We start from the raw sequence: 23,583 nt of genomic DNA, 5'->3' as shown, positions 1-23,583 counted from the left end.
GCGTGCTGAATGCCTCTATCGCATGCATCAGTCCGACAGGGTGCCTGACACCAGGGCGCTGCGTGAAAAATTAAGATCCATTCCTCACGTTACCGTTAGTGGGGAAAAGATTTATATTGAAGATATTAAGAACTTTGTATGGGTACCTCAAATCGATAAGTCGGTCAGGTTTGCCCGCCCACGCTCCAACAGCAGCCCCCCGGCATCTCCGTGCAGTGACAGTTCGAGCGTAAGCTCCAGCGCCGGTACTACCACTACAAAAGCTCCGACCCCGTTTTCTTTGTCTCTTCCTGAGCATACTGGCTCCCCAAGAAAAGCACCAATGACTCTGTTTCGATCGAGCGACGATCTGTCCAGAACGCAGCTTTCAGCCAGAGCCCGTCGCTCGCTTGCGATTGAAGATTTAGGACGGATCATGAATCCTACCGTCATGGGCGATACGCTCAAATACATGGAGTATTTTACTAAGAAAGTAGAGGCGGACAAAAAATCAAGGCCACCTGCCAGCCTCATACAGTCAGAGTCGGCTTTGTCCGTTAGGCTGCAATACGAGATCTGTTCACTCATCAACCCCATAAAAGATGCGATGTGTAAAGAACTGACCTATTTGTTTGACGAACTCCTGAATCCACCATTCCGCCGCTGTTTGCAGGAAAACGAGAAGATCACGTCCCCTATGCTTAAATATTTTGAACAGGCCATATTAAGCATAATGAAACCGGCGCCCCTTCCTCCCATATCAGAAGATAACATACAGGACCTTAACGCCTTCGCAAGAGGAACAGGCGCAGCAGACTACCCAAATGAATTCATCACCGCTCATATCAAAGAGCTGTTTCAACTTCTTGCCATCAAGACAGGTATGTGGCGACTTTATTTTTTCATCAGCGATTCCTTGACTCCGCCAGCAACCGGGCCTCAGGCATCATCATCAAACGCAACCGATGACATGAAAACCACACCTACCGCTGACAAACAAACCGACCTCATTCTCCACCGCTTGAAAAGCCTGCTTCAAAGCCAGAAAAAGCCTATTGAAGCCAGCCTGTCCTGTCTGGCCCGACTGAGCCTCGAGTTAATTCACACAATTGAAAAATGTCATCAAATGGAAGCGCAGCTGAAAAGGCGCATCGAACAACATACTCCCGCCATCGAGGGTATGCTATCTTTCCATTGCATGATGAGCAACGTATTACAGAGCGTTGAGGGGAAGAGCTCAAAATCCTCATTGAAAGACATACAATTGAGGGATCTCGTTAAAGATATCACGACAAAAGCCATGAACCTGATATCCGAAAAATACTATCATGCCCCGGCACGCTTACGTCAAGAGCCAACGGTTCAACATCTAATCGATATTCTCAGAGAAGGGCAGATTGATTTCTATATTTCACCCGGGCTGTTTACTTTCTGGGATTCCACGTTGAGAGCCGAATTAGCCGCCCACTATCAGCTCGAGAGTTTTTCTTTACGATCCGTGGTAAGAAACAAAGCAGACAGAAATCAATTCATCGACTTTATCGGTGAGAAGTTAATTACAAATCTTGACTATCATTTATCCGCACAACGCCAGCGGCAGGAAAGGCCAGTCTGTTCCTCGTCCTCATCGCATCGTAGTTCCAGCACCGACAGCCTCGCAGACAGCAGCAGCTCAATGAGCACATCATTCACACCGCGTTAGAGACTTCCGGCCAGGGATGGTTTTTCACCAGGATTATGAGTATTCTATAGCCTCTCGAAAACGAGAGGTAAAGACCCTGCGTTGCAGACAAGGAGATTATTCGTGACAACTGTGGCTCGTTTTGAAGTAAATTTTCACCAGATTATTAATGAACAGGGTGAGCCTTGCCAGGCCCTGCCACCCTGTGTCGATGACCGGGATGTTCTAAAAGACCTGTACCGCATCATGGTACGCGCCAGAACTTTTGATAAAAAGGCCATTGCCCTGCAACGCACCGGAAAAATGGGAACCTACGCCCCCATCAATGGCCAGGAAGCCATTGCTACGGCTATCGGCCATGCCATGCGCAAGGAAGACGTGTTCGTTCCCTATTATCGTGATTATGCCGCCCAGTTTCAGCGCGGTGTCAAAATGTCTGAAATTCTGGCTTACTGGGGTGGCGACGAACGCGGCAGTGAGTTTGCCTGCGGCTCGGAAGATCTGCCCATTTGCGTACCTATTGCCTCGCAATGCCTGCATGCCGCAGGCGTTGCCTTTGCGTTCAAATATCGTAATGAGGCGCGCGTTGCCGTCGTCTGCATTGGTGAAGGCGGTACGTCGGAAGGTGATTTTTATGAAGCCTTGAACGTAGCCGGTGCCTGGAATTTACCGGTTGTGTTCGTGGTCAATAACAACCAGTGGGCAATTTCCGTTCCTCTGTCCAAACAGACAGCTGCCGAAACCGTTGCGCAGAAAGCGATTGCCGCTGGTTTTGAAGGTATCCAGATTGATGGCAATGACGTCATTGCCTGCCGCCAGTATATCGGCGACGCCATCGAAAAGGCACGAAATGGCGGAGGCCCCACGCTGATTGAAGCCAAGACCTATCGACTCTGTGACCACACCACGGCCGATGATGCAACACGTTATCAGCCCGAGAGCGAGGTAAACGAAGCCAGATTAAAGGAACCCGTCGGACGCCTGAAGCATTATCTGGAACAAAACAAACTGTGGGACGCCGCTCAGGAAGAGCAGCTGCTCGAAGCCTGCACACGTGAAGTTCAGGCCGAAGTGGATGCCTATCTCGAACGCCCCCCTCAGAAAGTCGAAACCATGTTTGACTACCATTATGCCGAATTGCCCGATTATCTGATAGAACAACGAGCTATTGCCATGGAGGAAGCTGCCAATGCCTGATATCACCCTGATTGAAGCGGTCACGCAAGCGCTGGCCTGGGAACTGGAACACGACGACCAGGTTGTTATTTTTGGTGAAGACGTGGGCTTAAATGGCGGCGTATTCCGTGCAACGGATGGCCTGCAGGCACGTTTTGGCGAACGTCGCGTATTTGACTCACCTCTGGCTGAATCGATGATCGCCGGCCTGTCGGTAGGCATGTCGGTGCAGGGACTCAAACCCGTTGCCGAATTTCAGTTCATGGGCTTTATTTACCCGGCCATGAACCAGATTATCTGCCACGCTGCCCGCATGCGTAACCGCACACGTGGGCGCCTGCACTGCCCCATCGTTTTTCGCGCCCCTTTTGGCGGTGGTATCCGCGCACCGGAACATCATTCAGAAAGCACCGAGGCCCTGTTTGCCCATATTCCGGGTCTGCAGGTTGTTATCCCTTCCTCGCCTAAACGCGCTTACGGTCTGCTGCTGGCAGCGATTCGTAATCCCGATCCCGTTATTTTCCTTGAGCCAAAGCGTATCTATCGCCTGGTGAAACAACCGGTTGAAGACAATGGCGAGGCCTTACCCCTGGGCAAATGCTTCACGCTGCAGCAGGGTGACGACGTGACCCTGGTCAGCTGGGGTGCCAGCATGCACGAAACGCAGCAGGCCGCCAGACAGCTGGGTGAAGAAGGCATCAGCTGCGAGGTGATTGACGTGGCCACCATCAAGCCACTGGACATTGAAACCATTCTGGCGTCAGTAGAGCGCACCGGACGCTGCGTCATTGTGCACGAAGGAGCCAAAACCTGTGGCGTTGGCGCTGAAATTTCGTCTCAGCTGATGGAAAACTGTATGAGCGATTTGCTGGCCCCTGTTCAGCGGGTAACCGGCTACGATACCACCATGCCCTATTTTCAACTGGAAAAACACTACATACCCAGTGTTAAACGAATCAAAGACTGTGTCATGAACATAATGGAGTGATGATGAATATTTTTAATTTGCCTGATCTGGGCGAGGGCTTGCCCGATGCGGAAATTCATGAGTGGTTTGTCAAGGAAGGCGACGTAGTCAAACTGGATCAGCCCCTGGTTTCCATGGAAACAGCCAAAGCTGTGGTCGACGTACCCTGTCCGCAGGATGGCGTGATTGCCAGATTGTTCGGTAAACCAGGCGATGTGATTAAAACCGGTGTGCCGCTGGTAGGCTTTGTCGCCGACGAAGTGAAAAAAGCGGATAAAGGCACCGTAGTAGGTAATCTGGAAGAAAGCCATGACGTCAGTGAAGACAATTTCACCGTCGGCTCGGCTCATCAGGGTCAGCGCAGCAAGGCTACGCCTGCGGTTCGTCTGCTGGCTAAAAAGCTTGGCGTCAACGTAGCCAGTCTGACAGGGACAGGCGAGCATGGCGTGATTACACGTGCTGATGTCGAACAGGCAGCTGCGCTGCAAAATCAACTGCCTGAGGGCTTTGAGGCCCTGCGTGGCGTGCGCCGTGCCATGCTCAGCAGCATGGTGCAATCGCATCAGGTGGTGGTTCCGGTCAGTATTTTTGACGAAGCTGACATCCATAGCTGGACACCTGGCAACGACATTACGGTTCGCCTGATTCAGGCCATTGCGCACGCCTGTAAGGTAGAGCCGGCACTTAACGCCTGGTTTGATACCGCGCACAGCGCACGCAAATGCTTTGAAGATTTACACCTTGGACTGGCCATGGATACAGAAGACGGCCTCTTTGTGCCCGTCATTCATAATGCCAACCGTTGCTCTGCAACGGAGTTACGCCAGACAATTGATGCTTTCAAACGTGATGTGCGTGAGCGCTCCGTGCCTGCAGACAAACTGAAAGGGGCGACGATTACGCTGTCTAACTTTGGCAAGTTTTCCGGTCGTTTTGCCAGCCCTGTTATTGTGCCACCCATGGTTGCGATTCTGGCTGTTGGTCGCCTGTATGATGCTCCTGTCGTGAAGGATGGCAAGGTGGAATCTCATCGCCTGCTGCCTTTGTCGCTCAGTTTTGATCACCGCGCTGCCACAGGCGGCGAAGCTACACGCTTTTTGGGTGCAGTGATGGAATCATTGCAAAAAGCACAATAAAACGAGGACAGTATGACAGACCCTTTGTACAGTTTGACCTGTGACTCTCTTGAGCGTCTCGACGCTCAGGAGAAACAGGCCGCTTTGACTGCTCTGGAATCCGGCCAGGTAGTGTTCTTCCCGGCCCTCAGTTTCGCCTTACCAGAAACGGATACCGATAAGTTTCTGTCAGAAAGTATTTTGGATGGCCGGCATAAAAACATCAGTTACGACTCACGCCGGCAGAAACTGGGCGGTTTGAATCAGACGCTGGTCAAAACGGATTTTGCCGTCCATCTGCAGTCGTTTATGCAGGCTTACGCGCAGTACGCCAGACAGATGGTAGACGAGTTGTTTCCGCAGTATCAGCCAGAGCTGATATGGGGCCGAACCAGCTACCGCCCTGCCGAAATACGTGGCCGCCCCAGTTCAAAGCGTAAAGATGATACCCGCGTACACGTCGACTCCTTTGCTGCCTCACCGGTGCAGGGTCTGCGTATCCTGCGCGTGTTTTGCAACGTCAACCCATATGGCGAGCCGCGTGTGTGGGATCTGGGCGAGCCATTCCAGGACGTTGCCCGACGATTCGCAGGCGATATCCCCAGATACAGCCCGGTGATGGCCCGACTGCTGCATAAAATCCGAGTCACAAAGTCCTTACGCTCAGCCTATGATCACTATCAGCTGCACCTGCATGATGGTATGAAACTCGACGAGCAGTATCAGGCAACGGTGGATAAAAAGCGAGTGGATTTCCCTGCGCAAAGCACCTGGCTGGTGTTCACCGACCACGTATCCCATGCGGCACTTGGCGGCCAGTATTTGCTGGAACAGACCTTCTACCTGCCCGTCAACGCAATGCAGGAACCGGATTTATCGCCCCTGCGATTCTGGGAGCGTGAAAAAGGAATACAGCCTCCTTCTCCCTGGTTAAGGTAGAAGGGCTGGGGATGAGGGTCATTTCATCAGAACCACCTCGCCCCGATCCCGGATTACGCTGGCGCTAATCCGGGCTACAGCCCGCCTGCTGTATCAGCCGCCAGTTCTGCTCAGCGCAAACTCCCCATTCAGAACGCCTTTTTTAATAAGCGCAATATCTGGAGAAAAATAGCGATCTTCATCGTAGGGGGCGGCCAGCTCTCTGACCCGGCAATAGCTGCCCATCAAAGCCGGCGATGTGGTCAACGGCCGGTGAAACTCGAGTCCCTGGCAGGCTGCCAGCAATTCGATAGCCAGAATAGACGCCGTATTATCCACCATCGACAGCAGTCGTCGCGCGGCGTTGGTTGCCATGGAAACGTGATCTTCCTGATTCGCCGAGGTCGGCAGGCTGTCAACCGAATGCGGATGAGCCAGAGCCTTGTTATCGCTGGCACAGGCTGCCGCGGTGACGTGCGCAATCATAAAGCCTGAGTTTACGCCTCCATTCCGCACCAGATAGGCTGGCAGACCGCTGAAATGATGATCAATCAGCAACGCAATCCGCCGCTCGGCGTTGGCTCCCATTTCAGCGATAGCCAGCGCGAGATTATCCGCTGCCATGGCAATGATTTCTCCATGAAAATTTCCCCCGGATAAAATATCGCCCTCCTCTGAAAAAACCAGGGGGTTATCCGTTACCGCGTTCGCTTCAGCCACCAGTGTGGACGCGACAAAGTCCATTTGATGCCTGACCGCACCCATAATTTGAGGCTGGCAGCGCAGAGAATAGGGATCCTGAACGCGTGAACAATCCCGGTGCGACTCGCGAATCGGGCTGTCCTTCAATAAGGTACGAAACAAGGTTGCAACCGCACGCTGAGCAGGCTGACCTCTGGCCGCATGAATGCGATCATCAAAGGGCACATCACTGCCTTTGGCGGCATCGACCGACAGCGAACCGGCAATCATAGCGGTATCGAACAAACGCTCGCTCAGTAGACAGGCTTTAATGGCCAGAGCAGCCGATGCCTGCAATCCGTTCAAAAGCGCCAGCCCTTCTTTGGGTGCCAGGTCCATTACCTGCAGTCCAGCCAGAGCCAGACCCTCTTCAGCTGAAATGATGCGCCCGTGATAACGCATGTCGCCTACGCCAAGAAGAGGCAGCGACAGGTGTGCCAGCGGCACCAGATCACCCGATGCCCCTACCGAGCCCTTGCCGGGAATGCAGGGATAAATACGCTTGTTATATAAGGTAATCAAGGCCTCAATAACCGACAGACGAATACCCGAAAACCCTTGAGCCAGACTGTTAATTTTAAGTAATAAAATCAGCGCGACCACGTCGTCATCGAGCAGCTCACCGGTTCCGCAGGCATGAGACAGCACGATATTGCGTTGCAGCTGCTGTAATTTGTCAGCCGATATGATCTGATTAGCCAGCGAACCAAAACCTGTGTTGATACCATAAACCGTTTTTTTACTGCGAATTACCTCATCAACCGTCTCGGTAGCCGCAGCAATGCCGGCCAGACTGGAGGCATCAAGCATGAGATTAGCTGGAGAATGGTATAAATGCTCCAGATCAGACCAGCTTAACTGGCCAGGTTTGAGTGTGAACAGCTCGGACATAATATTAAATACTCCCTTAATTAATCACTATTGAAGTTACTTTGATTCGTGTTGGAAGCGCAACTGATTTTCATCTTTTTCCATGCACTCGGTTAAATCTGTGCTCACGACAAGGCGTCCCTGTACGGGGCTGCGTTTGTGGCCTTTTTCCCGGATTACGCTGGCTGTGCTCAGGACATGTAGCCCGGATTAGGCGAAGCCGTAATCCGGGACGCCGTGGTCATCCCGGCACGGCTCCATGTTTGTGGCCCTCTTCCCGGATTACGCTTGCGCTAATCCGGGCTACAACAGGATTATGGGATTCGGGCGTAAAGGCAGGAACAATGATATAAAAATCATACGATTATGATTTTTTTAACCGCACGCAATGCTCATTTATAAATCATTGTGTTAAACTAATAATACATGCAACTAACCAGTAGGATTTCATGTCTCTGACCGACAATAAGCAGCCCCCATCCTTACGTGTTTTTTTCCTGACAGAGATGTGGGAACGTTATGGCTTTTATGTTGTGCAGTCTCTACTGGCACTGTACATGGTGCTGCACTTTAAATGGAATGATCAGCGGGTATATGCGCTGGTTGGCTCATTTACTGCTCTGACCTATCTGTCTCCAATCATTGGCGGCTGGGTCGCTGATAATCTTCTGGGACAAAAAAACACGATTATAGTAGGCACTATAACCCTCTTTCTAAGCTATTTAAGCCTTGCTTTCGTCAGCAGCGATCACGGTCTGATGCTGGTGCTCGCGTCCATTCCCGTAGGTACGGGCCTGCTGAAACCCAATATATCGTCTCTGCTCGGTAATGCCTACCCTCCTAACGCCCCACAGCGGGAGAGTGGGTTTACCATTTTTTATATGGGGATCACCACGGGTATCATTCTGGGAACCACACTGCCCAGTCAGATTAATGTCTGGTTTGGCTGGTCCGTATCCTTTGCCAGTGCCGCCTTTGGTATGGTGATAGCGTTTTCAGTTTTCGTGCTGGGGGTCAAACGGTATCAGATTACCGACTACCATCCTTTTGAGTACACGCATAGAAAACTGCTTAAGGCCACGGCCTTGATTCTGGCTCTGTGGGGAGCCTGCTTTTCCGTGCTGTATTTTCCATGGCTTGCCAATCTGGCTTTTTCGGTGATTATTATTCTGTCACTGACTTATCTGCTCAACACCGCATGGCGTGAAAATCCGAAACAGGCGAGGCAGACACTGGTGATCGGATTGTTGTGTATTATTTCGGTAATGTTCTGGGCCTTTTACTTCCAGATGTTTATGTCGCTCACACTGTTTATATCCCGCGTGGTGGAGCCAACCCTCTTTGGCATCTCGTTTCCACCGCCGTATTACATTGGTGTACAAAGTGTGGGGATGCTGATTTTTGGCTTCTTTCTCTCACGGAAACACAATCAGATCAGTTGCGAGCGAAGTGGAATTAATACGGGTAACAAGTTTATGCTGGCCATGTTGTTTATGGTGATGGCTTATACACTGATTACCCTGGTATGCCGTCAGAATTTCGGTAGCGGGCTGTTGTCTCCCCTGTTGTTTATTCCGGCGTATTTGATGATTTCCATAGCCGAACTGCTGCTATCCCCCGTTGGTCTGTCAGCCATTACCATTTTGGCCAGTCGCCGCAAAGTCAGCACCATGATGGGGATATTTTTTGTATCGCTTGGTATCGGCGGCTTTTTATCCGGCAAACTGGCGTCTTTGACCGCGATTAATCCAGAGAACATGAACATGATTGAACTCAAGCTTCACTATGCTCAGACATTCACCGACTTATTATACGTACTGCTTGCTGCCACCTTGTTGTCCTGGCTTTTGAATGTATTGATTAAGAGGATGCTGGGAAAGACGTTTTCCTGACAGCGCACCAGGGCGCCGAATGATTTAACGCGGACACGTAGCCCGGATTAGGCGAAGCCGTAATCCGGGGCGCCATGGCCAATCCAGCACGCCTCCACGTTTGTAGCCTGCCTCCCGGATTACGCTGGCGCTAATCCGGGCTACAACGGCTGATGGTGTTATTTACTCCACATCCACCTTGGCCCGGCTTTTTTCCGATACGACTTTTTTATTATCCAGATTCAAACGCGACAGCTCATCATTACTGAAATCGTCCACAGCAATAACTGCCTGCCGGGCCTTTTCAGCTTCCAGAAGCCTGGCTGTCTGCTGCTCGTCAAGAACACCGGCCTTGCGGGCCTCTTCAATTTGATCCATAAAAGTCAGAGAATGCAGCTTGCCTTTTTTAACCGCTTTCAACACAAGTTTTTCCAGCGGCTCAACCGCATAGAGTTTGTTAAAGGCTGACTCCAGACGACCCACCGGGCAGTTAGCAATTGGCTCTTTAAATGCCAATCGGGCAATGCGCGATCGGGTGTCATTCGGTGTAATCATCAACTCCGCCACTTTTTTACACAGGCTGTCTGATGGAGGCTGCTGCAGGTTGCCGAAAGGCTGAATAACCAGCTTCAGTAAAATACCCGTCCAGCGACTGGGCAGATTATGGATTACCCCGTGCAATGCCTGACCACACTCATAAAACAGCTGCTGGCAGCACCAGTCAACAACAGGCAGATCATTCAGGGGTTCACCATCAGCATGGTAACGTTTCAGAACTGCGGAAATCAGATACAGATTGCTGAGCACATCGCCCAGACGCGCTGACAGCATTTCCCGGCGTTTTAGCTCACCGCCCAGCAGCATCATGCAGTAGTCAGACGCAAACGCCATGTTGCTGCTGTATCGATGCACCATTTGATAATAGTGTTTAACCCGGCTGGCCGGTGCTTTGGTAAAACGTGCTCCGGTAAAGTTAAATACCAGAGATTTGACCAGATTCGCCAGCACAAAGCCGCCATGCCCCCAGAACGCCGCATCAAAATCCTTCAGGCTGTTAGCACGAACGCTTTCGAGCTCACGGTACACATAAGGATGGCAACGCACCGCACCCTGACCGAAAATAATCAGATTACGGGTAAGAATATTGGCCCCCTCAACCGTGATGCTGATTGGGGCAGTCTGGTAGCCGCGGCCAAGATAATTATTCGGCCCAAGACAAATGCCTTTACCGCCATGGATATCCATTGCGTCTATAACAACCTGCCTGACCCGCTCGGTAGTGTGGTACTTCAGGATGGCGCCTACGACAGACGGTTTTTCACCCTGATCGATAGCGGAAGAAGCCAGCATCAGACCCGCGTCCATAAGGTACGTGTTCCCGGCAATCCGTGCCAGCGGCGTTTCAATACCTTCAAAATGACCAATCGCCTGATTAAACTGCTTACGGACACGCGCATAGGCCCCCGTGGCCAGCGCAGCTGCCTGTGAACCACCGACCGCGCTCGAGGGCAGAGAAATCGAACGACCCACGCTTAAACATTCCATCAGCATCCGCCAGCCCATACCGGCCATGGGCGCTCCGCCAATGAGGTTATCGATGGGAACGAACACGTCTTTCCCTTGTGTTGGACCATTGAGAAACCCGGTGTTCAATGGAAAGTGACGACGCCCGGTGACCACACCTTTGGTTTTAGCCGGTATCAGGGCGCAGCTGATGCCCACGTCTTCGCCCTTACCCAGAATGTTTTCAGGATCGAATAATCGGAAGGCCAGACCAATTACCGTAGCAACGGGACACAGTGTAATGTAACGCTTACTCCAGTTCAGACGAATACCAACCACCTCTTTACCGTCAATGGTTTTACGACAGACAATGCCTGTGTCGGGAATGGAGGCCGCATCGGAGCCGGCATTGGGACCTGTCAGGGCAAAACAGGGGATTTCACGCCCATCGGCCAGTCGTGGCAGATAGTATTCCTTTTGCTGCTCGGTACCGTATTTCAGCAGGAGTTCGGCAGGTCCCAGTGAGTTGGGTACGGATATGGTGGACGCGGCAGTAATTGAGCGACCACAGACTCGCGCGAGAACCATTGTCTGTGCCGTGGCTGACAGGTCAAGGCCGCCGTATTCTTTGGGTATGATCATGCCAAGGAAGCCCTTTTCCTTGATGAAAGCCCATACATCGGGAGGTAAATCCGAACGCACATGCGTAATATCCCACTCATCCAGCATGCGACATAATTCGTCGACCGGGCCATCCATAAACGCCTGCTCTTCCGCGCTTAAGCTGACCACAGGAGCCTTGAGCAGTTTGTCAAAGTCCGGCGCACCGCTGAAAATATCGCCTTCCCAGCTGACGGTGCCGGCTTCAAGCGCTTCGCGCTCAGTGGAGGACATGGCCGGCATGGCCTTGCTCACCAGCTTGAATAAATGCTTTGAAACCAACTGGCTGCGCAGCGGACGGAAGGAGCAAATCAGCATGGGGATAAAAATCAACACCATGAGAATCTGCATGAAATGGCCGGGTGAGCCATATGTCCAGTACAGCAGCGCAACAAGGGCGTAGCAGATTGACCAGACAGCCATGGAAGCCTGGCGGCTCAGTAAAAACAAGGCGACAGCCAGGGTCGCGAGTGGGTATAGACTGGATAACACGGTACTCTCCTTTTTGTGTTTTTAAACTGATATACACCTTATCATTTAAGTATAGACACAGCATGGCGCAAACGCTGCCCGTTCTGCCTTTACCGGACCATGGAACAGGCGTCCAGTGCCTGATAAATCTTCTCGGCCAGGAGCTGGGGATTCTGCATGGGCAGCATGTGTCCACCAGGCATCTTATAACAACGCACCTGATACTTATCCTCCATGTAACGAACCGTTTTATGATCCACCACAGAACTCTTATCGCCATAAATCAACGATGTTGGCACCATCAGTCTGTTTTCAAGCGAGGGTAAGTGATGAGGAATGGTACGAAATATCCTGTATTCAATTTCCCGGTCAAATACCAGCTGATAAGCGCCATCCACGACCTCAACGCCATAGTCAATATAATCCTGCAGACAGGCATCGTTAAAAGTCTTAAACAAAGGTCTGCTTTTCAGGTAGGCCATTAATTCTTCTTTCGTCTCCCAGCGATGACGCCGCCCCCGGGTGCGCGCCGCAGGAGTCAGCTGATCAATAAACCCCAGTGATTTGGCAAAACGTACCATACGTGAACGGAAGCGGTTCAGCAGAGGAGAATCAATCATCACCACCGCCTTGAACAGCGATGGTTCTTTTATCGCAGCCAGGAAAGTCAGGACACCGCCAAGAGAATGACCAAGGCCAATAACCGGTGCGTTGAAATTCTGACGCACACTGGTAATGACCTCATCCACCAGATTCTCCCAGTTATCGCTCACAGGAAAACGGGGATCATGCCCTACCTTGCTGATGTAGTCGCATTCGTAGCGGTCTTCCAGAATCAGAAATAACTGCCGGTAACAGGCAGATGGAAACCCGTTGCCATGCGCAAAATGTATTTTATCCTTCATAAGCGCACCAGCCTGTTGCTGACGCGTTTTAGTGACAGCAGACCAAAGCTGCAATACAGTGCGATAACAACCAGAAGTACGGCACCCATTCCTGTGAAAACAGCGTTAAAGAGTATGAGCAGCGTCAGCAAGACCAACTGCGGTGTGGAAGCCACCATCAACAGACGAAACGCCTGAGCGTAGGTGACCGTAAACTTTAAGAATATATATGACACAAACTGCACCATCATGGCGAATGCAAGGAGCAGACTCAGATACAGACCAAAAAAGGCCATTGCAAGGCAGGGATAAAGAGAGAACAGCACCGTAAATTTAAGCGCCCGGACGCCGGACGAGTTCAGCCAGTCGGCTCCATTAAACACCTCCGTCATATCAGCTGGCAGCTTAAACTGCTCAGGCGTTCCGGTATTGACCGGATTTGCCACCGAAGAAAACACCGGCGGATCAGGTGGGATGCGATAAAACAGGCTGTCTCTGGTAATTAAAAACGTTAAGGCAGGATACTCACTGGTGATTGAGGTAATCTTACCGGTGGTGTCCACAATCGCCTTCACAGCCCCACTGCTGTCCTTGATTAAATACGGCATGGGCTTATCAAGTGAAACCTTGCCATTCTGCAGATACAGGGTCGGGATATTGCGAATGGGTTCGAACAGCTCACGCTCAAGGTTTTGATTCATGATGTACATGACTCGCAGGCTGAGCGGCAACAGAATCACAAACATGGCCAGCAGCAGATAGCCCAGCGACAAACGCTTCCATCGTTTTCCCACATCCACATACAGTTCTGGACTGAAAAACGAGGCGTACAGAGCCTGCCAATAGGAAAAGTGTGGCGTATCCAAATCGGTCAAAGCACCGCTGTTTTGTTTACTCATGCCCATCCTCCCAAACGCAGACCAGTTTCCGGGTGAAATATCGATACCTTATCCAGAACCGGTTTAACAGCCATACCGGACTCCGGTAACGGCGTATCCGCCGATATTCTGACGCAAAAACGATGACGGCCTGTCTGCGACAACAGGTGCAACAGTTTGTCGGCACCGAGATCATCAACAAACTCCAGGCTGACCGGAATACTGTTGGTCACCCTGTCTTCGGTCAGAATCCAATGCTCGGGACGTACCCCCAGCATCACAGCCGTATTCGAACTGTTCGACAACAGCCATTCTGGCGCAGGCAACACACAGCCGGCATCACTGACAATCTCTCTGTTATTCAGTGTAGCTGGTATAAAATTAATTGGATATATTCCAGTAAACGCGGCAACAAACATCGATGCCGGTTCCTGATACAGATGCTGCGGTGAACCAATCTGCTCGACCCGTCCCTGATTCAACACCAGCACGCGGGAAGCCATGGTCATCGCCTCGGTTTGATCATGAGTAACATACAGACAGGTTGTCTGCAACTGCTGATGCAGTTTCTTGATTTCGTGGCGCATCTCGGTACGCAGGCTGGTATCCAGATTCGACAACGGTTCATCAAACAAAAAGACAGATGGTGAGCGCACAATCGCCCGCCCCATGGCCACGCGCTGACGCTGACCGCCTGAAAGAGCCTGGGGCTTACGTTCCAGGTAGTCGCTCAGGCGTAACATGGCGGCGGCTTCGGTCACGCGCTTATGAATATCGGGAGCCGCCATGCCTCGCATTTTGAGCCCATAGGCCATGTTGTCGAATACGCTCATGTGTGGATACAGAGCATAGCTTTGAAACACCATCGCCATATCGCGCTTGTGCGCGGGTGTTTTGTTGACGCATTCGCCATTAATCAGAATTTTTCCAGCGCTGACATCATCAAGGCCAGACACAAGGCGCAGCAGGGTTGATTTACCGCAGCCAGAAGGCCCAACCACCGCAACAAACTCGCCGCGCTCGATGGACAGACTCACGGAGTCGAGAATGCGCTGTTGACCATAGTCTTTACTGACCTTATCAATCGTAACGGTTGCCATTAGTGAATTAACCCCTTTTCAAACCAGCGCTGCATACTCATCACCACAATACAGGGCGGCAGCATGGCCAGCAAGGCCACGCACATGATGTAATGCCATTGCGGAATCTGATCCGCCACGCCCGCCAGATAACGGATGCCCATGACGATGGTACCCATGCTGGCATCAGAAGTAATCACCAAAGGCCACAGGTACTGATTCCAGCCATACACAAACAGAATAATAAACAAAGCCGCGAGCTGCGTTTTCGTCAGGGGGAGAAGGATATCCCAAAAGAACCGCCAGGGTGTTGCGCCATCAAGTCTGGCCGCATCCACCAGCTCGGGCGGAATAGTCTTAAAAAACTGCCGAAACAGAAAAGTAGCCGTTGCCGATGCCATCAGCGGCAGGCTCAGGCCACCAAAGGTGTTCAGCCAGCCAAAAGACGCGATCACCTGAAAGGTGGGAACGATACGTACCTCAACCGGCAGAAGCATGGTAGAAAAGATGATGGCGAAACAGATTTTTTTGAATGGCAGCTCGAAATACACCAGTGAAAAAGCCGATAACAGTGCAAGAGCAATTTTACCCAGCGCAATCAGGGTCGCCATGAGCAGGCTGTTAAGCAGCAGGCGCCAGATGGGCTGACCGCCTGTCGCCGCGATACCGTCGACCAGCACCTCTTTGATATTCTGCAGCAGCGACGTGCCAGGCAGAGTCGGTAAAGGCGCATGCATCATCGCGGCTCCCTCGTGACTGGCTGCAACCAGAGCAAAATACAGCGGCATGAACATAAACAGCAAGGCAAGAATCAACAGCGCATGGGTGAGCAGCGCAGGCAGAGAAAACCTGGTGCGTCTGGACTGGTTCATGTGTAGTGCACCCGTTTTTCGAGATAGCGGAACTGGAATAAAATCAAGCCGGTCACCATAAACATCAGCACCAGAGACTGTGCCGCTGACCCGCCCGGATCCATTCCCACAAAGCCATCTTTATAAATTTTGTAAATCATGGTGCTCGTCTTGTTATCCGGACCGCCATTGGTTAACACGTCGATAATGCCAAAGGTATCAAAAAAACCATAAATAAGGTTCATTACCAGTAAAAAAAACGTAGTGGGCGCCAGAAGCGGCAGAATAATCTGCCTGAATCTCTGCCAGCTCGACGCCCCATCCAGCATGGCAGCTTCAAGCAAAGACGTCGGAATCGCCTGCAGTGCCGCAAGAAAAAAAAGAAAATTATAACTGAACTGCTGCCAGCTGGCCGTGACGATAATCACGCCCAGAGCCTGCCAGGGATGAACCAGATAGTTAAAATCCACCCCCATCGACTGCAAAACGCCAGCCAGCCAGCCCAGCGTGGGCTGGCAGAGAAAACGCCAGAGCATGGCAGCTACAGCGGGAGCCACAGCGTAAGGCCACAACAACAAAAGCTTGTAGCTACGCTGACTTTTACGGCATCGGTTTACCAGAACCGCCAGCAGCAAACCAAAAAAAAGAGTCAGTGCCGTCACCATGGTGGCTACCACCAGCGTGACAAGCAGCGCGCTGACAAAGCCCGGGTCATAAAATAAATCGATGAAATTAGTCAGGCCAGCAAAGCGATGATAAATACCAAAGGCATCACCGGCGTACAAAGACTGCATCAGCGCGCGGCAGGCGGGCCAGATAAAAAAGACAAGGGTCACAATTAACTGCGGAGCAATCAGCAACACTGCCGTTTTCTGATATTGCCTGAACGGTGCCATGAAGTAACCAAATGACGAATATAAGCAACAGTATATGCCGATAGCTACCTGAATTGAATACTGTTTTTTTAATTCGCAACAAAATCTTGACCTCCTCTCTGCAAGCAGCGATCATCCTGTTTTTGGGTTCGTAAGGAATGGGACATGGAAAACGAAGCAATGTCATTTGATGTAGTCATTGTGGGCGGAGGACCAGCTGGTTTGTCTGCGGCGATTAAAATAAAACAACTGGCGGCACGCAGTGGCAAAGAGATCAGCGTATGCATTCTGGAAAAAGGAGCACAAATCGGCGCACACAGCCTGTCAGGCGCGGTTCTCGAACCGCGCTCGCTGAAAGAGCTGCTGCCGAACAGCTGGAAAAATGCCCCACTCCCTACCCCCGTCATTGACGATTCGTTTTATTATCTGACGAAAAAGCGCGCCATTCACCTGCCTACCCCCAAACCAATGGACAACCACGGCAACTACATCATCAGCCTCGGAGAGTTATGTCAGTTCCTGGCAAAGGAAGCCGAAGCACTGGGCTGTGAAATCTACCCAGGCTTTGCCGCTTCATCCGTACTTTATAATGACAAGGATCAGGTGATTGGGGTCAGCACTGGTGCGGTAGGTATCGATAAAAGTGGTCAAAAAACGGCGAACTACCAGCCTGGCATGCATCTACTGGCCAGACAAACCCTGTTTGCCGAAGGATGCCGTGGGCAGTTAAGCGAGATGCTGATTAAACGCTACCGTCTGCGTAAAGACAGGCAGCCGCAAACCTATGGCCTGGGAATCAAGGAAATATGGCAGGTTCAGCCGGAAAATCATCGCGAAGGCCGGGTAATTCATACCGTTGGCTGGCCCATGGACAGAAAAACCTATGGCGGATCTTTTATCTATCACATGAGCAATCATTGCTTAGCCATTGGCTTTGTGGTCGGCCTTGATTATCAAAACCCCTGGTTAAGCCCCTTTGAGGAAATGCAGCGTTTCAAAACCCATCCGTTCGTAAGCAGCCTGCTCAAGGGTGGCGAGCGCATCAGCTATGGTGCACGCGCATTAAACGAGGGAGGCTGGCAGTCTATGCCCAAACTGACCTTCCCCGGCGGCGCCCTTATAGGTGATTCGGCCGGGTTTCTTAATGTAGCTAAAATCAAAGGCATTCACACGGCCATGCAATCCGGCATGCTGGCAGCCGAAACCTGCGTCCAGGCCTTGAGTCAGAAAAGCGAGACACCATTTGAACTGACCAGCTATCAGGACAAAGTCAATAAATCCTGGGTAGCCGACGAATTGTACAAAGTCAGAAACATACGGCCTGGATTCAAGATCGGCCTTTGGACTGGACTATTGAACGGCTTTATCGAAAGCTATCTGACCTTTGGCCACTCGCCATGGACATTGAAAATTCATAAGGATTACAATCGATTGAAGCTGGCCGACAAAGCAAAAAAAATCGACTACCCAAAGCCAGACGGTGTCCTTACCTTTGACCGCCTCTCCTCTGTTTATCTGACCAATACCTATCATGAGGAAAACCAGCCCGTTCATCTGGTGCTGCAAAATCCTGAGCTGGCCATCAGTGTCAATTATGACCTGTACAACTCACCAGAAACGCGCTATTGCCCCGCGGCCGTTTATGAAATTGTGGAACAGGATCACAAACCAAAACTGCAGATCAACGCTCAGAACTGCATTCACTGCAAAACCTGTGATATCAAGGACCCACGTCAGAACATCGTCTGGAAAGCGCCGGAAGGCGGTGGTGGCCCTAATTATGTGGGGATGTGACGAGTCATCAGTCTGTAGCCCGTATTAGCGATAGCGTAATACGGGATCGGAGCCATGTCATTCCCGTATTACGCTATCGCTAATACGGGCTACATATTACCAGCAGGAACCAGAATTAAAACTCACAGACCGGTATACCTACCGTATCAAATGCCTGCCGGACATCAGCCACATTATATTCCAGCGTGTCCGCAGCACGTGCAACGCCACAGGCCGCTTCGCTGAAGCTGGTGCTTGAGCGCCAGTGATTGATGTTGGCCTCAACCATCACGTCAAACGCTTTTTTGGCATCCCAGCCGGGTGTGTGAGCCAGAAGATAATAAACCCGGTTGAACAGTCCACTGCTGTAATGAACATTCAGCCCCTCATAATACTGACTGAAGGTATCAATGGAACAATAGTAACCCGGCTCACGCCCTTCACAGTCTTTGCTGGGTTGGTCCATGTAACGCAAGGCTTTATCTTTAGCCTTTACGTCACCAAGCCCCACCAGGAAATTTGTACTGCCATAGGCATAAAACTCCGCGGCAATGCCGGCTATATCCGAAAAGGCCTCATTCAAACCACCTGACTGCGAACGATAACGCAAGTTGGAATGCTGCTCGGTGAAGCCATGGTTGATTTCATGTGCCACCGTATCCAGCTGAGTAAACGGATTAAGATCCTCGCTGCCGAGGCTGTCGCCAAACATCACTTTATTATTAAACCAGTAGGCATTTTCATCTGGGCTGTGAACTTCCGCCTCCAGACGCATCGGCTTACCGTGCTGGGTTAACATGGGCATGTGATACCATTCATTGAACATCTGACGCGTTACCTCTGCACCAAACATCACGTCATTGGAAGGAGACCAGGTTGTTTCCACCTTGTCGTGCTGGCCATTCCAATAGATATGATTGTGTCTTGGATCAGTTTTTTCGCAGCGGAACTGCATAGGTTTTGGCGAGCTGGCAGATACGTTCGTTAAAAACACATGCTCATTTGCCATACGGCAGATATTGCTTTGTTCAAAACGTGTCATGGTCAGCCAGGGTAAATGCCCGGGCAAACCATCGAAGGCTTTTTTACCGGTTTTATGATTCCCGCCAAAACCACCAGCATTCACCAGCTCTCCGGGGGTTCCATACGATTTCAGATCGTCCCATGACTCATAAACGGTAAAATCCACCGCATCGATCAACATGGTCGGTGTCTGGCGTTTGATATTCGCCGAAGGCAATACATGATAACTGACTTTATAAGCCCAGTGAGCTTTGTCAGCATCATCCACAAAGACCATCAGCTCAATCTTTTCATGCCTGATTTGTGCACGATGCCCTTTCAACTCAGGCTTCAGGCTCAACACATGAGCCAACGCCAGCTCACGCTGCCCGTCGGTAAAAACCGTGTTCGGCGCACTGTCCAGATCCTTGTTCAGCCCCTGATAGACGATACCGTTCATAAATGTTTTCGCGTTAACAATAGAAGCAAAAGCCTGTGCCGAACGACCTGCGTCAGGAATATGCACAATGCTGTCGCCCCCCCAGACCGGATAACCGCGATACTCTTGCTGCACACGAACATGCAGCGTATTTTTCGCATCGCTGCGCCGACTGGTTTCCTTTAGCTGAACACCTGGGGAAGTCAACGACTGACTGGCGAGAAAGGTTGGGGACTGGGTCGCGAGATTAACAGGAGTAGCAGCAACGACAGGCAGTGCGAACGCCATCGTTCCGAAGATAGCAAGTTGTCTGGACATAATCATTCCTTGAAAGCAAAATTGAAAAAATTCAACACGCGGCATTATTTTGCGCATCGAAACGGCCTATCCTACTCCATATTATTTTTCAGATAAAGCAGAATCAACGCAGCCAGAAATCGAATTCCTGATTGTTATTTATGAGTGATGACGTTAGAATTGCGATGTCAGATAAAGTCCCGGTGGCGCAGCTGGATAGCGCGGCCCCCTCCTAAGGGGCAGGTCGCAGGTTCGAATCCTGCCCGGGACGCCATTTAAATCAATGGGTTAGGAATAGCCGGATTGTCTTCAAGAAAAGCATCCCGCTTACGTTTACATTTGGGCGTCAACCTGTCAGGACGAGCCCCCTCCGCAATGGAGTTTGCTAGGGAAATACAAATCACTCATTCGCTTTCTGATAAACATCATCTAACAAAGCAGCAATAATCAATTTTCGTAAATGCTCATTTTGCAAGAAATCACCAATGATTTTTTCATTTCGACCATGACGGTTAACAAAAGCAGTCATAGCCTCTGCTTCAAACACAGGCTTCACTTGCTCCTTGGTATTCGCTCGCATTTTTTCAGCAAGGGATTCATTGTTTACCATATCTCCAGCAATCTGATCAAATAGCAATCGATCGTCATCTGTCCAATCAGTTCCGTATTTATCGTTAATTACTTTAATAACACAATTACTAATTCATAATTTGGGAGACACTGTCTCCCAAATTGGTCAACAGCTTGTTGACCTTTTGATTAGAGGAAATTGTGCAACGCAGCGTTGCACTAATTGTGCAGATGGCGTCTGCACAATTAAATATTCGCTTTAACTCTTAGGATCCAATTCAGCAATAGCCTGCTGTAAGAAAGCTTCTATTTCTTCTCGCGGTGGTAATTGCAGCTGATAATGCGACACAAACAAACTATTGTTCATACCGGCTAATGCGAATTTAACCATTTCATGATTCTTTTGTGTGCACAGTAAGATGCCAATGGGTGGTTGATCCCCTTCTGACATTTCATATTCTTTGTAATAGCTGACGTATGTATTGAGTTGACTTATATTTGAATGCCGAAAAGCATTATTTTTAAGTTCAATAAGAACATGACACTTCAGGATGCGATGATAGAAAACTAAATCGACAAAACAATAATCTCCACCGATAACGATCTTTTTCTGACGTGCTTCAAAACAAAAACCATGCCCTAATTCAAGCAAAAAATCTTGCAGCTTATCGAGTAATGCATCTTCCAGCTTTCGTTCGGTCATAACATCTTGTTTTTTTAAACCAAGAAACTCGAATACATAAGGATCGCGAATTATATGCGTCACTTCTTGCTTTTCAGCACCCTGATGAGCCAATTTTGCTAAAGCCTCTTTATCCAAGGACAATCCACTTCTCTCAAAATATTGTGTAGCAATTTGGCGTCTAAGTTCATTCACTGACCAGTGACCACGTATTGACTCAATCTCGTAAAAAAGCCGTTTCAGTGGTGATTCTATCTGAAGCAATTTTACAAAATGTGAGAAAGATAAACGCTCAACCAATAAGCAGCCATCCAACTTAAGATCACTTTTTTTCAATTCGGGATTCACCGAATCCCGAATCTCAGGCAAGGCTATTTTAGACATAATAGGTAGCGCTTTAAATTCGGGATTCAGTGAATCCCGAATTTGTGGGTAATAATTATAAAACTGGCGAAAACGTCGAAGCTCACGCACATCCATGCGCTTTACACCCATTTGAGTGAGTTGAGCAGACAAATTTTCTAATAAAGAATCACCATAATTAGCACGGTCAGTACCTTGTAATTCATATTCATCAATATAATAACCAATGAGCCAATTACGGATGGTCAGGCAAATATTTACGGTTTTGACTGCTTGAGTTATAAAAGCGTCATGCGTATTTTGAATAGCAACAACCAAATTATCGAAATTGAGTTGCTTAGAAGCCATGCTGATGCTCCTTTCTTGCAGTTATTAAGAATTTCTTTATGGCTAACTTTTGCTCAACGTCTTGTATATCATCATGAGCAACTATTAAGAAATTCTTAATAGTTCGATTTTGAACAACATTATTTGCACTAGCTATACAATCCTCAGTTATTTGGAAATTCCGGATAACTGAAATTTGACCAGAGTGATCACGCTCTAGAGCGACTTGCATCATACTCATTCCTTAATTATTATTTTTCCTGAATTGGGCACCCAACTGGGTGCCCAAAAATGGCTGGACACAGGCGCACTCTATCGGACAACCTCGGACTATGCAATATATCAAGTCACTTGATATATAAGGAATTATTGGATTTAAAAAAACAAATACGGATTTATAGTTTCCTGCCTCCTAAGGGGCAGGTCGCAGGTTCGAATCCTGCCCGGGACACCATGAAAACACTGACTTTCCTGCCAATCCCACTACTCAAACCACATTCGCAGGGTGCGAACAGGGTGCAAACTGAACGTGTGACTGTGCTCATAAAATAAAATCTTTCATAGCGTATTTACATTTGCATGATTTGGCAGAATTTGTATCAGCTCTACTTTTAATGAGGCGTGAAGCTCGGCCAATTTTTCACCTTTTATTGACTTTAAAGGTTCTAATAACGATCCAGGCGTCCACTCTTTGCTTGTTGGAGGATCAGAAGCAATGCGAGCACGACCGCAAAAATAACTTGTAATAGCAAAATGCTCGCCCATACGACACGACAGATTAGTATCCAGAGGAAAATAGTTTATCGTTTCACGCGTTACAAGGTCAAAAAGTAATTCGAAGCATCTCGTTGGGGTTCTACGCTGCACCACCAATCGCTCAATTCCCTGACTTAATATTTGCGCATCAACTGCTGTGACTAATCGGCACAAATAACCAATGACATGACTCCAGTATAATGAACGTTGGTTAGTCGTCCATCTCGGCCAATAGTCTTCATACACATTACAAGCAGCAATTAGTTCATTTAAATTAAAATGGTGACCGCAACTAACGACATCAGGCATAAACTTTTTTCTGAATTCGAAGAGTATCGCATTTATTGCCGCACTTTGTTTTCCTGTTGCAACAAGCCCAGTATCTTCTGTGATTGCATTAGCTAACACACTAAAATCATAACTGCTTTTAGGATAATCAAAACCATGCGGAAATTGCTTCTCAAATTCATCAGATGCCAATCGCAAATAATCTTTATCGTTTTTTTGAATAAGAGCAGTGAGGGCATCTTCCAGCATCCAGATATCCCCTGCACCTAACATGGCTCTTAATGGGGACGCAGAAATAATTCTCTTTACCGCTTTACCGTTTTCGTTTATTCCTGCTGCATACTCCTCTGCAGTCGCCTCCGTCAATAGCAATCCAGGATTGCCTGAATATATCTTTTTAGCTGACTCAGCATTGCCTTGTAATACATATGCCAATAACTTTTTCGGCTGATATTCGCGGTCATCTGCTTGCTGAAACATACTAGTATAAAATTGACTTGCCGCCATTTTTTCTCCCAATTTCAGTGTGTAAGAACGCCAACGTAACGGCCTTTCACCGAGACAGCA

General features: G+C 49.5%; 20 protein-coding genes and 1 tRNA gene. 8 read left to right on the top strand and 13 right to left on the bottom strand.

Annotated features, from left to right (window positions below):
- Positions 1–147: 147 nt before the first annotated feature.
- The gene (locus ACQUTA_RS01200) at positions 148–417 is read right to left on the bottom strand and encodes a hypothetical protein (protein WP_444986361.1); all 270 of its coding nucleotides are present in this window, start codon (positions 415–417) and stop codon (positions 148–150) included.
- Between ACQUTA_RS01200 and ACQUTA_RS01195 the strand changes: the two genes are divergently transcribed.
- The 5 genes from ACQUTA_RS01195 to kdoO all read left to right on the top strand — a co-directional run bounded on the left by ACQUTA_RS01195 (position 416) and on the right by kdoO (position 5,857).
- Positions 416–1,681, top strand: a complete 1,266-nt coding sequence (locus ACQUTA_RS01195; RefSeq protein ID WP_444986360.1) for a hypothetical protein — start codon at positions 416–418, stop codon at positions 1,679–1,681. The two genes, ACQUTA_RS01200 and ACQUTA_RS01195, sit on opposite strands and share 2 nt — an antisense overlap.
- A 102-nt stretch (positions 1,682–1,783) precedes the next feature.
- Complete coding sequence (gene pdhA, locus ACQUTA_RS01190) at positions 1,784–2,857, top strand: pyruvate dehydrogenase (acetyl-transferring) E1 component subunit alpha (RefSeq protein WP_444986359.1); 1,074 nt, start codon at positions 1,784–1,786, stop codon at positions 2,855–2,857.
- Positions 2,850–3,824: an alpha-ketoacid dehydrogenase subunit beta gene (locus ACQUTA_RS01185; protein ID WP_444986358.1), complete on the top strand. Its 975-nt coding sequence runs from the start codon at positions 2,850–2,852 to the stop codon at positions 3,822–3,824. The genes pdhA and ACQUTA_RS01185 overlap by 8 nt, the downstream gene beginning before the upstream one ends.
- Before the next feature lie 2 nt (positions 3,825–3,826).
- Positions 3,827–4,939 carry a dihydrolipoamide acetyltransferase family protein gene (locus tag ACQUTA_RS01180; protein ID WP_444986357.1) on the top strand — a complete coding sequence of 371 codons (1,113 nt, stop codon included), beginning with the start codon at positions 3,827–3,829 and terminating at the stop codon, positions 4,937–4,939.
- 12 nt (positions 4,940–4,951) lie between these two features.
- Positions 4,952–5,857 (top strand): Kdo hydroxylase KdoO, encoded by a 906-nt coding sequence (gene kdoO / locus ACQUTA_RS01175; RefSeq protein WP_444986356.1) that lies wholly within the window; start codon positions 4,952–4,954, stop codon positions 5,855–5,857.
- A 93-nt stretch (positions 5,858–5,950) separates the two neighbouring features.
- Here kdoO and hutH read toward each other — a convergent pair whose 3' ends face one another.
- Positions 5,951–7,468 (bottom strand): histidine ammonia-lyase, encoded by a 1,518-nt coding sequence (gene hutH / locus ACQUTA_RS01170; protein WP_444986355.1) that lies wholly within the window; start codon positions 7,466–7,468, stop codon positions 5,951–5,953.
- Positions 7,469–7,896: 428 nt separating this feature from the next.
- Between hutH and ACQUTA_RS01165 the strand changes: the two genes are divergently transcribed.
- Entirely contained in the window at positions 7,897–9,339 is a 1,443-nt protein-coding gene (locus ACQUTA_RS01165; RefSeq protein WP_444986354.1) for a peptide MFS transporter, read from the top strand.
- 162 nt (positions 9,340–9,501) lie between these two features.
- Here ACQUTA_RS01165 and ACQUTA_RS01160 read toward each other — a convergent pair whose 3' ends face one another.
- The 6 genes from ACQUTA_RS01160 to ACQUTA_RS01135 all read right to left on the bottom strand — a co-directional run bounded on the left by ACQUTA_RS01160 (position 9,502) and on the right by ACQUTA_RS01135 (position 16,540).
- A complete protein-coding gene (locus tag ACQUTA_RS01160) occupies positions 9,502–11,973 on the bottom strand; it encodes an acyl-CoA dehydrogenase (RefSeq protein WP_444986353.1) in 2,472 nt (823 codons plus the stop codon).
- Between the two features lie 89 nt (positions 11,974–12,062).
- Positions 12,063–12,857, bottom strand: a complete 795-nt coding sequence (locus tag ACQUTA_RS01155) for an alpha/beta fold hydrolase (protein WP_444986352.1) — start codon at positions 12,855–12,857, stop codon at positions 12,063–12,065.
- Positions 12,854–13,735, bottom strand: a complete 882-nt coding sequence (locus tag ACQUTA_RS01150; RefSeq protein ID WP_444986351.1) for a DUF1189 family protein — start codon at positions 13,733–13,735, stop codon at positions 12,854–12,856. Before ACQUTA_RS01150 ends, ACQUTA_RS01155 begins: the two co-directional genes overlap by 4 nt.
- Positions 13,732–14,814 carry an ABC transporter ATP-binding protein gene (locus ACQUTA_RS01145; protein WP_444986350.1) on the bottom strand — a complete coding sequence of 361 codons (1,083 nt, stop codon included), beginning with the start codon at positions 14,812–14,814 and terminating at the stop codon, positions 13,732–13,734. The genes ACQUTA_RS01150 and ACQUTA_RS01145 overlap by 4 nt, the downstream gene beginning before the upstream one ends.
- The gene (gene ugpE / locus ACQUTA_RS01140; protein WP_444986349.1) at positions 14,814–15,665 is read right to left on the bottom strand and encodes a sn-glycerol-3-phosphate ABC transporter permease UgpE; all 852 of its coding nucleotides are present in this window, start codon (positions 15,663–15,665) and stop codon (positions 14,814–14,816) included. Before ugpE ends, ACQUTA_RS01145 begins: the two co-directional genes overlap by 1 nt.
- Positions 15,662–16,540, bottom strand: a complete 879-nt coding sequence (locus tag ACQUTA_RS01135) for an ABC transporter permease subunit (RefSeq protein WP_444986348.1) — start codon at positions 16,538–16,540, stop codon at positions 15,662–15,664. The genes ugpE and ACQUTA_RS01135 overlap by 4 nt, the downstream gene beginning before the upstream one ends.
- A 144-nt stretch (positions 16,541–16,684) precedes the next feature.
- Between ACQUTA_RS01135 and ACQUTA_RS01130 the strand changes: the two genes are divergently transcribed.
- Positions 16,685–18,313: an electron transfer flavoprotein-ubiquinone oxidoreductase gene (locus tag ACQUTA_RS01130; protein WP_444986347.1), complete on the top strand. Its 1,629-nt coding sequence runs from the start codon at positions 16,685–16,687 to the stop codon at positions 18,311–18,313.
- A gap of 115 nt (positions 18,314–18,428) precedes the next feature.
- On the opposite strand, the gene ACQUTA_RS01125 is transcribed toward ACQUTA_RS01130, so the two are convergent.
- Complete coding sequence (locus ACQUTA_RS01125; RefSeq protein ID WP_444986346.1) at positions 18,429–20,051, bottom strand: M4 family metallopeptidase; 1,623 nt, start codon at positions 20,049–20,051, stop codon at positions 18,429–18,431.
- A gap of 176 nt (positions 20,052–20,227) precedes the next feature.
- On the opposite strand from ACQUTA_RS01125, the gene ACQUTA_RS01120 reads away from it, so the two are divergent.
- Positions 20,228–20,304 (top strand) — tRNA-Arg (locus tag ACQUTA_RS01120).
- 126 nt (positions 20,305–20,430) lie between these two features.
- On the opposite strand, the gene ACQUTA_RS01115 is transcribed toward ACQUTA_RS01120, so the two are convergent.
- From ACQUTA_RS01115 to ACQUTA_RS01100, 4 genes are all read right to left on the bottom strand, one after another.
- The gene (locus ACQUTA_RS01115) at positions 20,431–20,640 is read right to left on the bottom strand and encodes a hypothetical protein (protein WP_444986345.1); all 210 of its coding nucleotides are present in this window, start codon (positions 20,638–20,640) and stop codon (positions 20,431–20,433) included.
- Between the two features lie 219 nt (positions 20,641–20,859).
- Positions 20,860–21,993, bottom strand: a complete 1,134-nt coding sequence (locus ACQUTA_RS01110) for a PDDEXK nuclease domain-containing protein (protein ID WP_444986344.1) — start codon at positions 21,991–21,993, stop codon at positions 20,860–20,862.
- Positions 21,983–22,207: a hypothetical protein gene (locus ACQUTA_RS01105; protein ID WP_444986343.1), complete on the bottom strand. Its 225-nt coding sequence runs from the start codon at positions 22,205–22,207 to the stop codon at positions 21,983–21,985. Before ACQUTA_RS01105 ends, ACQUTA_RS01110 begins: the two co-directional genes overlap by 11 nt.
- 323 nt (positions 22,208–22,530) lie before the next feature.
- On the bottom strand, positions 22,531–23,523 hold the full coding sequence (locus tag ACQUTA_RS01100) for a hypothetical protein (protein WP_444986342.1): 993 nt from the start codon (positions 23,521–23,523) through the stop codon (positions 22,531–22,533).
- Between the last annotated feature and the right edge of the window lie 60 nt (positions 23,524–23,583).

It is taken from the genome of Legionella navarrensis, assembly GCF_052527415.1.
The sequence above is the reverse complement of the archived record's forward strand: the minus strand, read 5'-3'. Positions and strand labels throughout refer to the sequence as shown.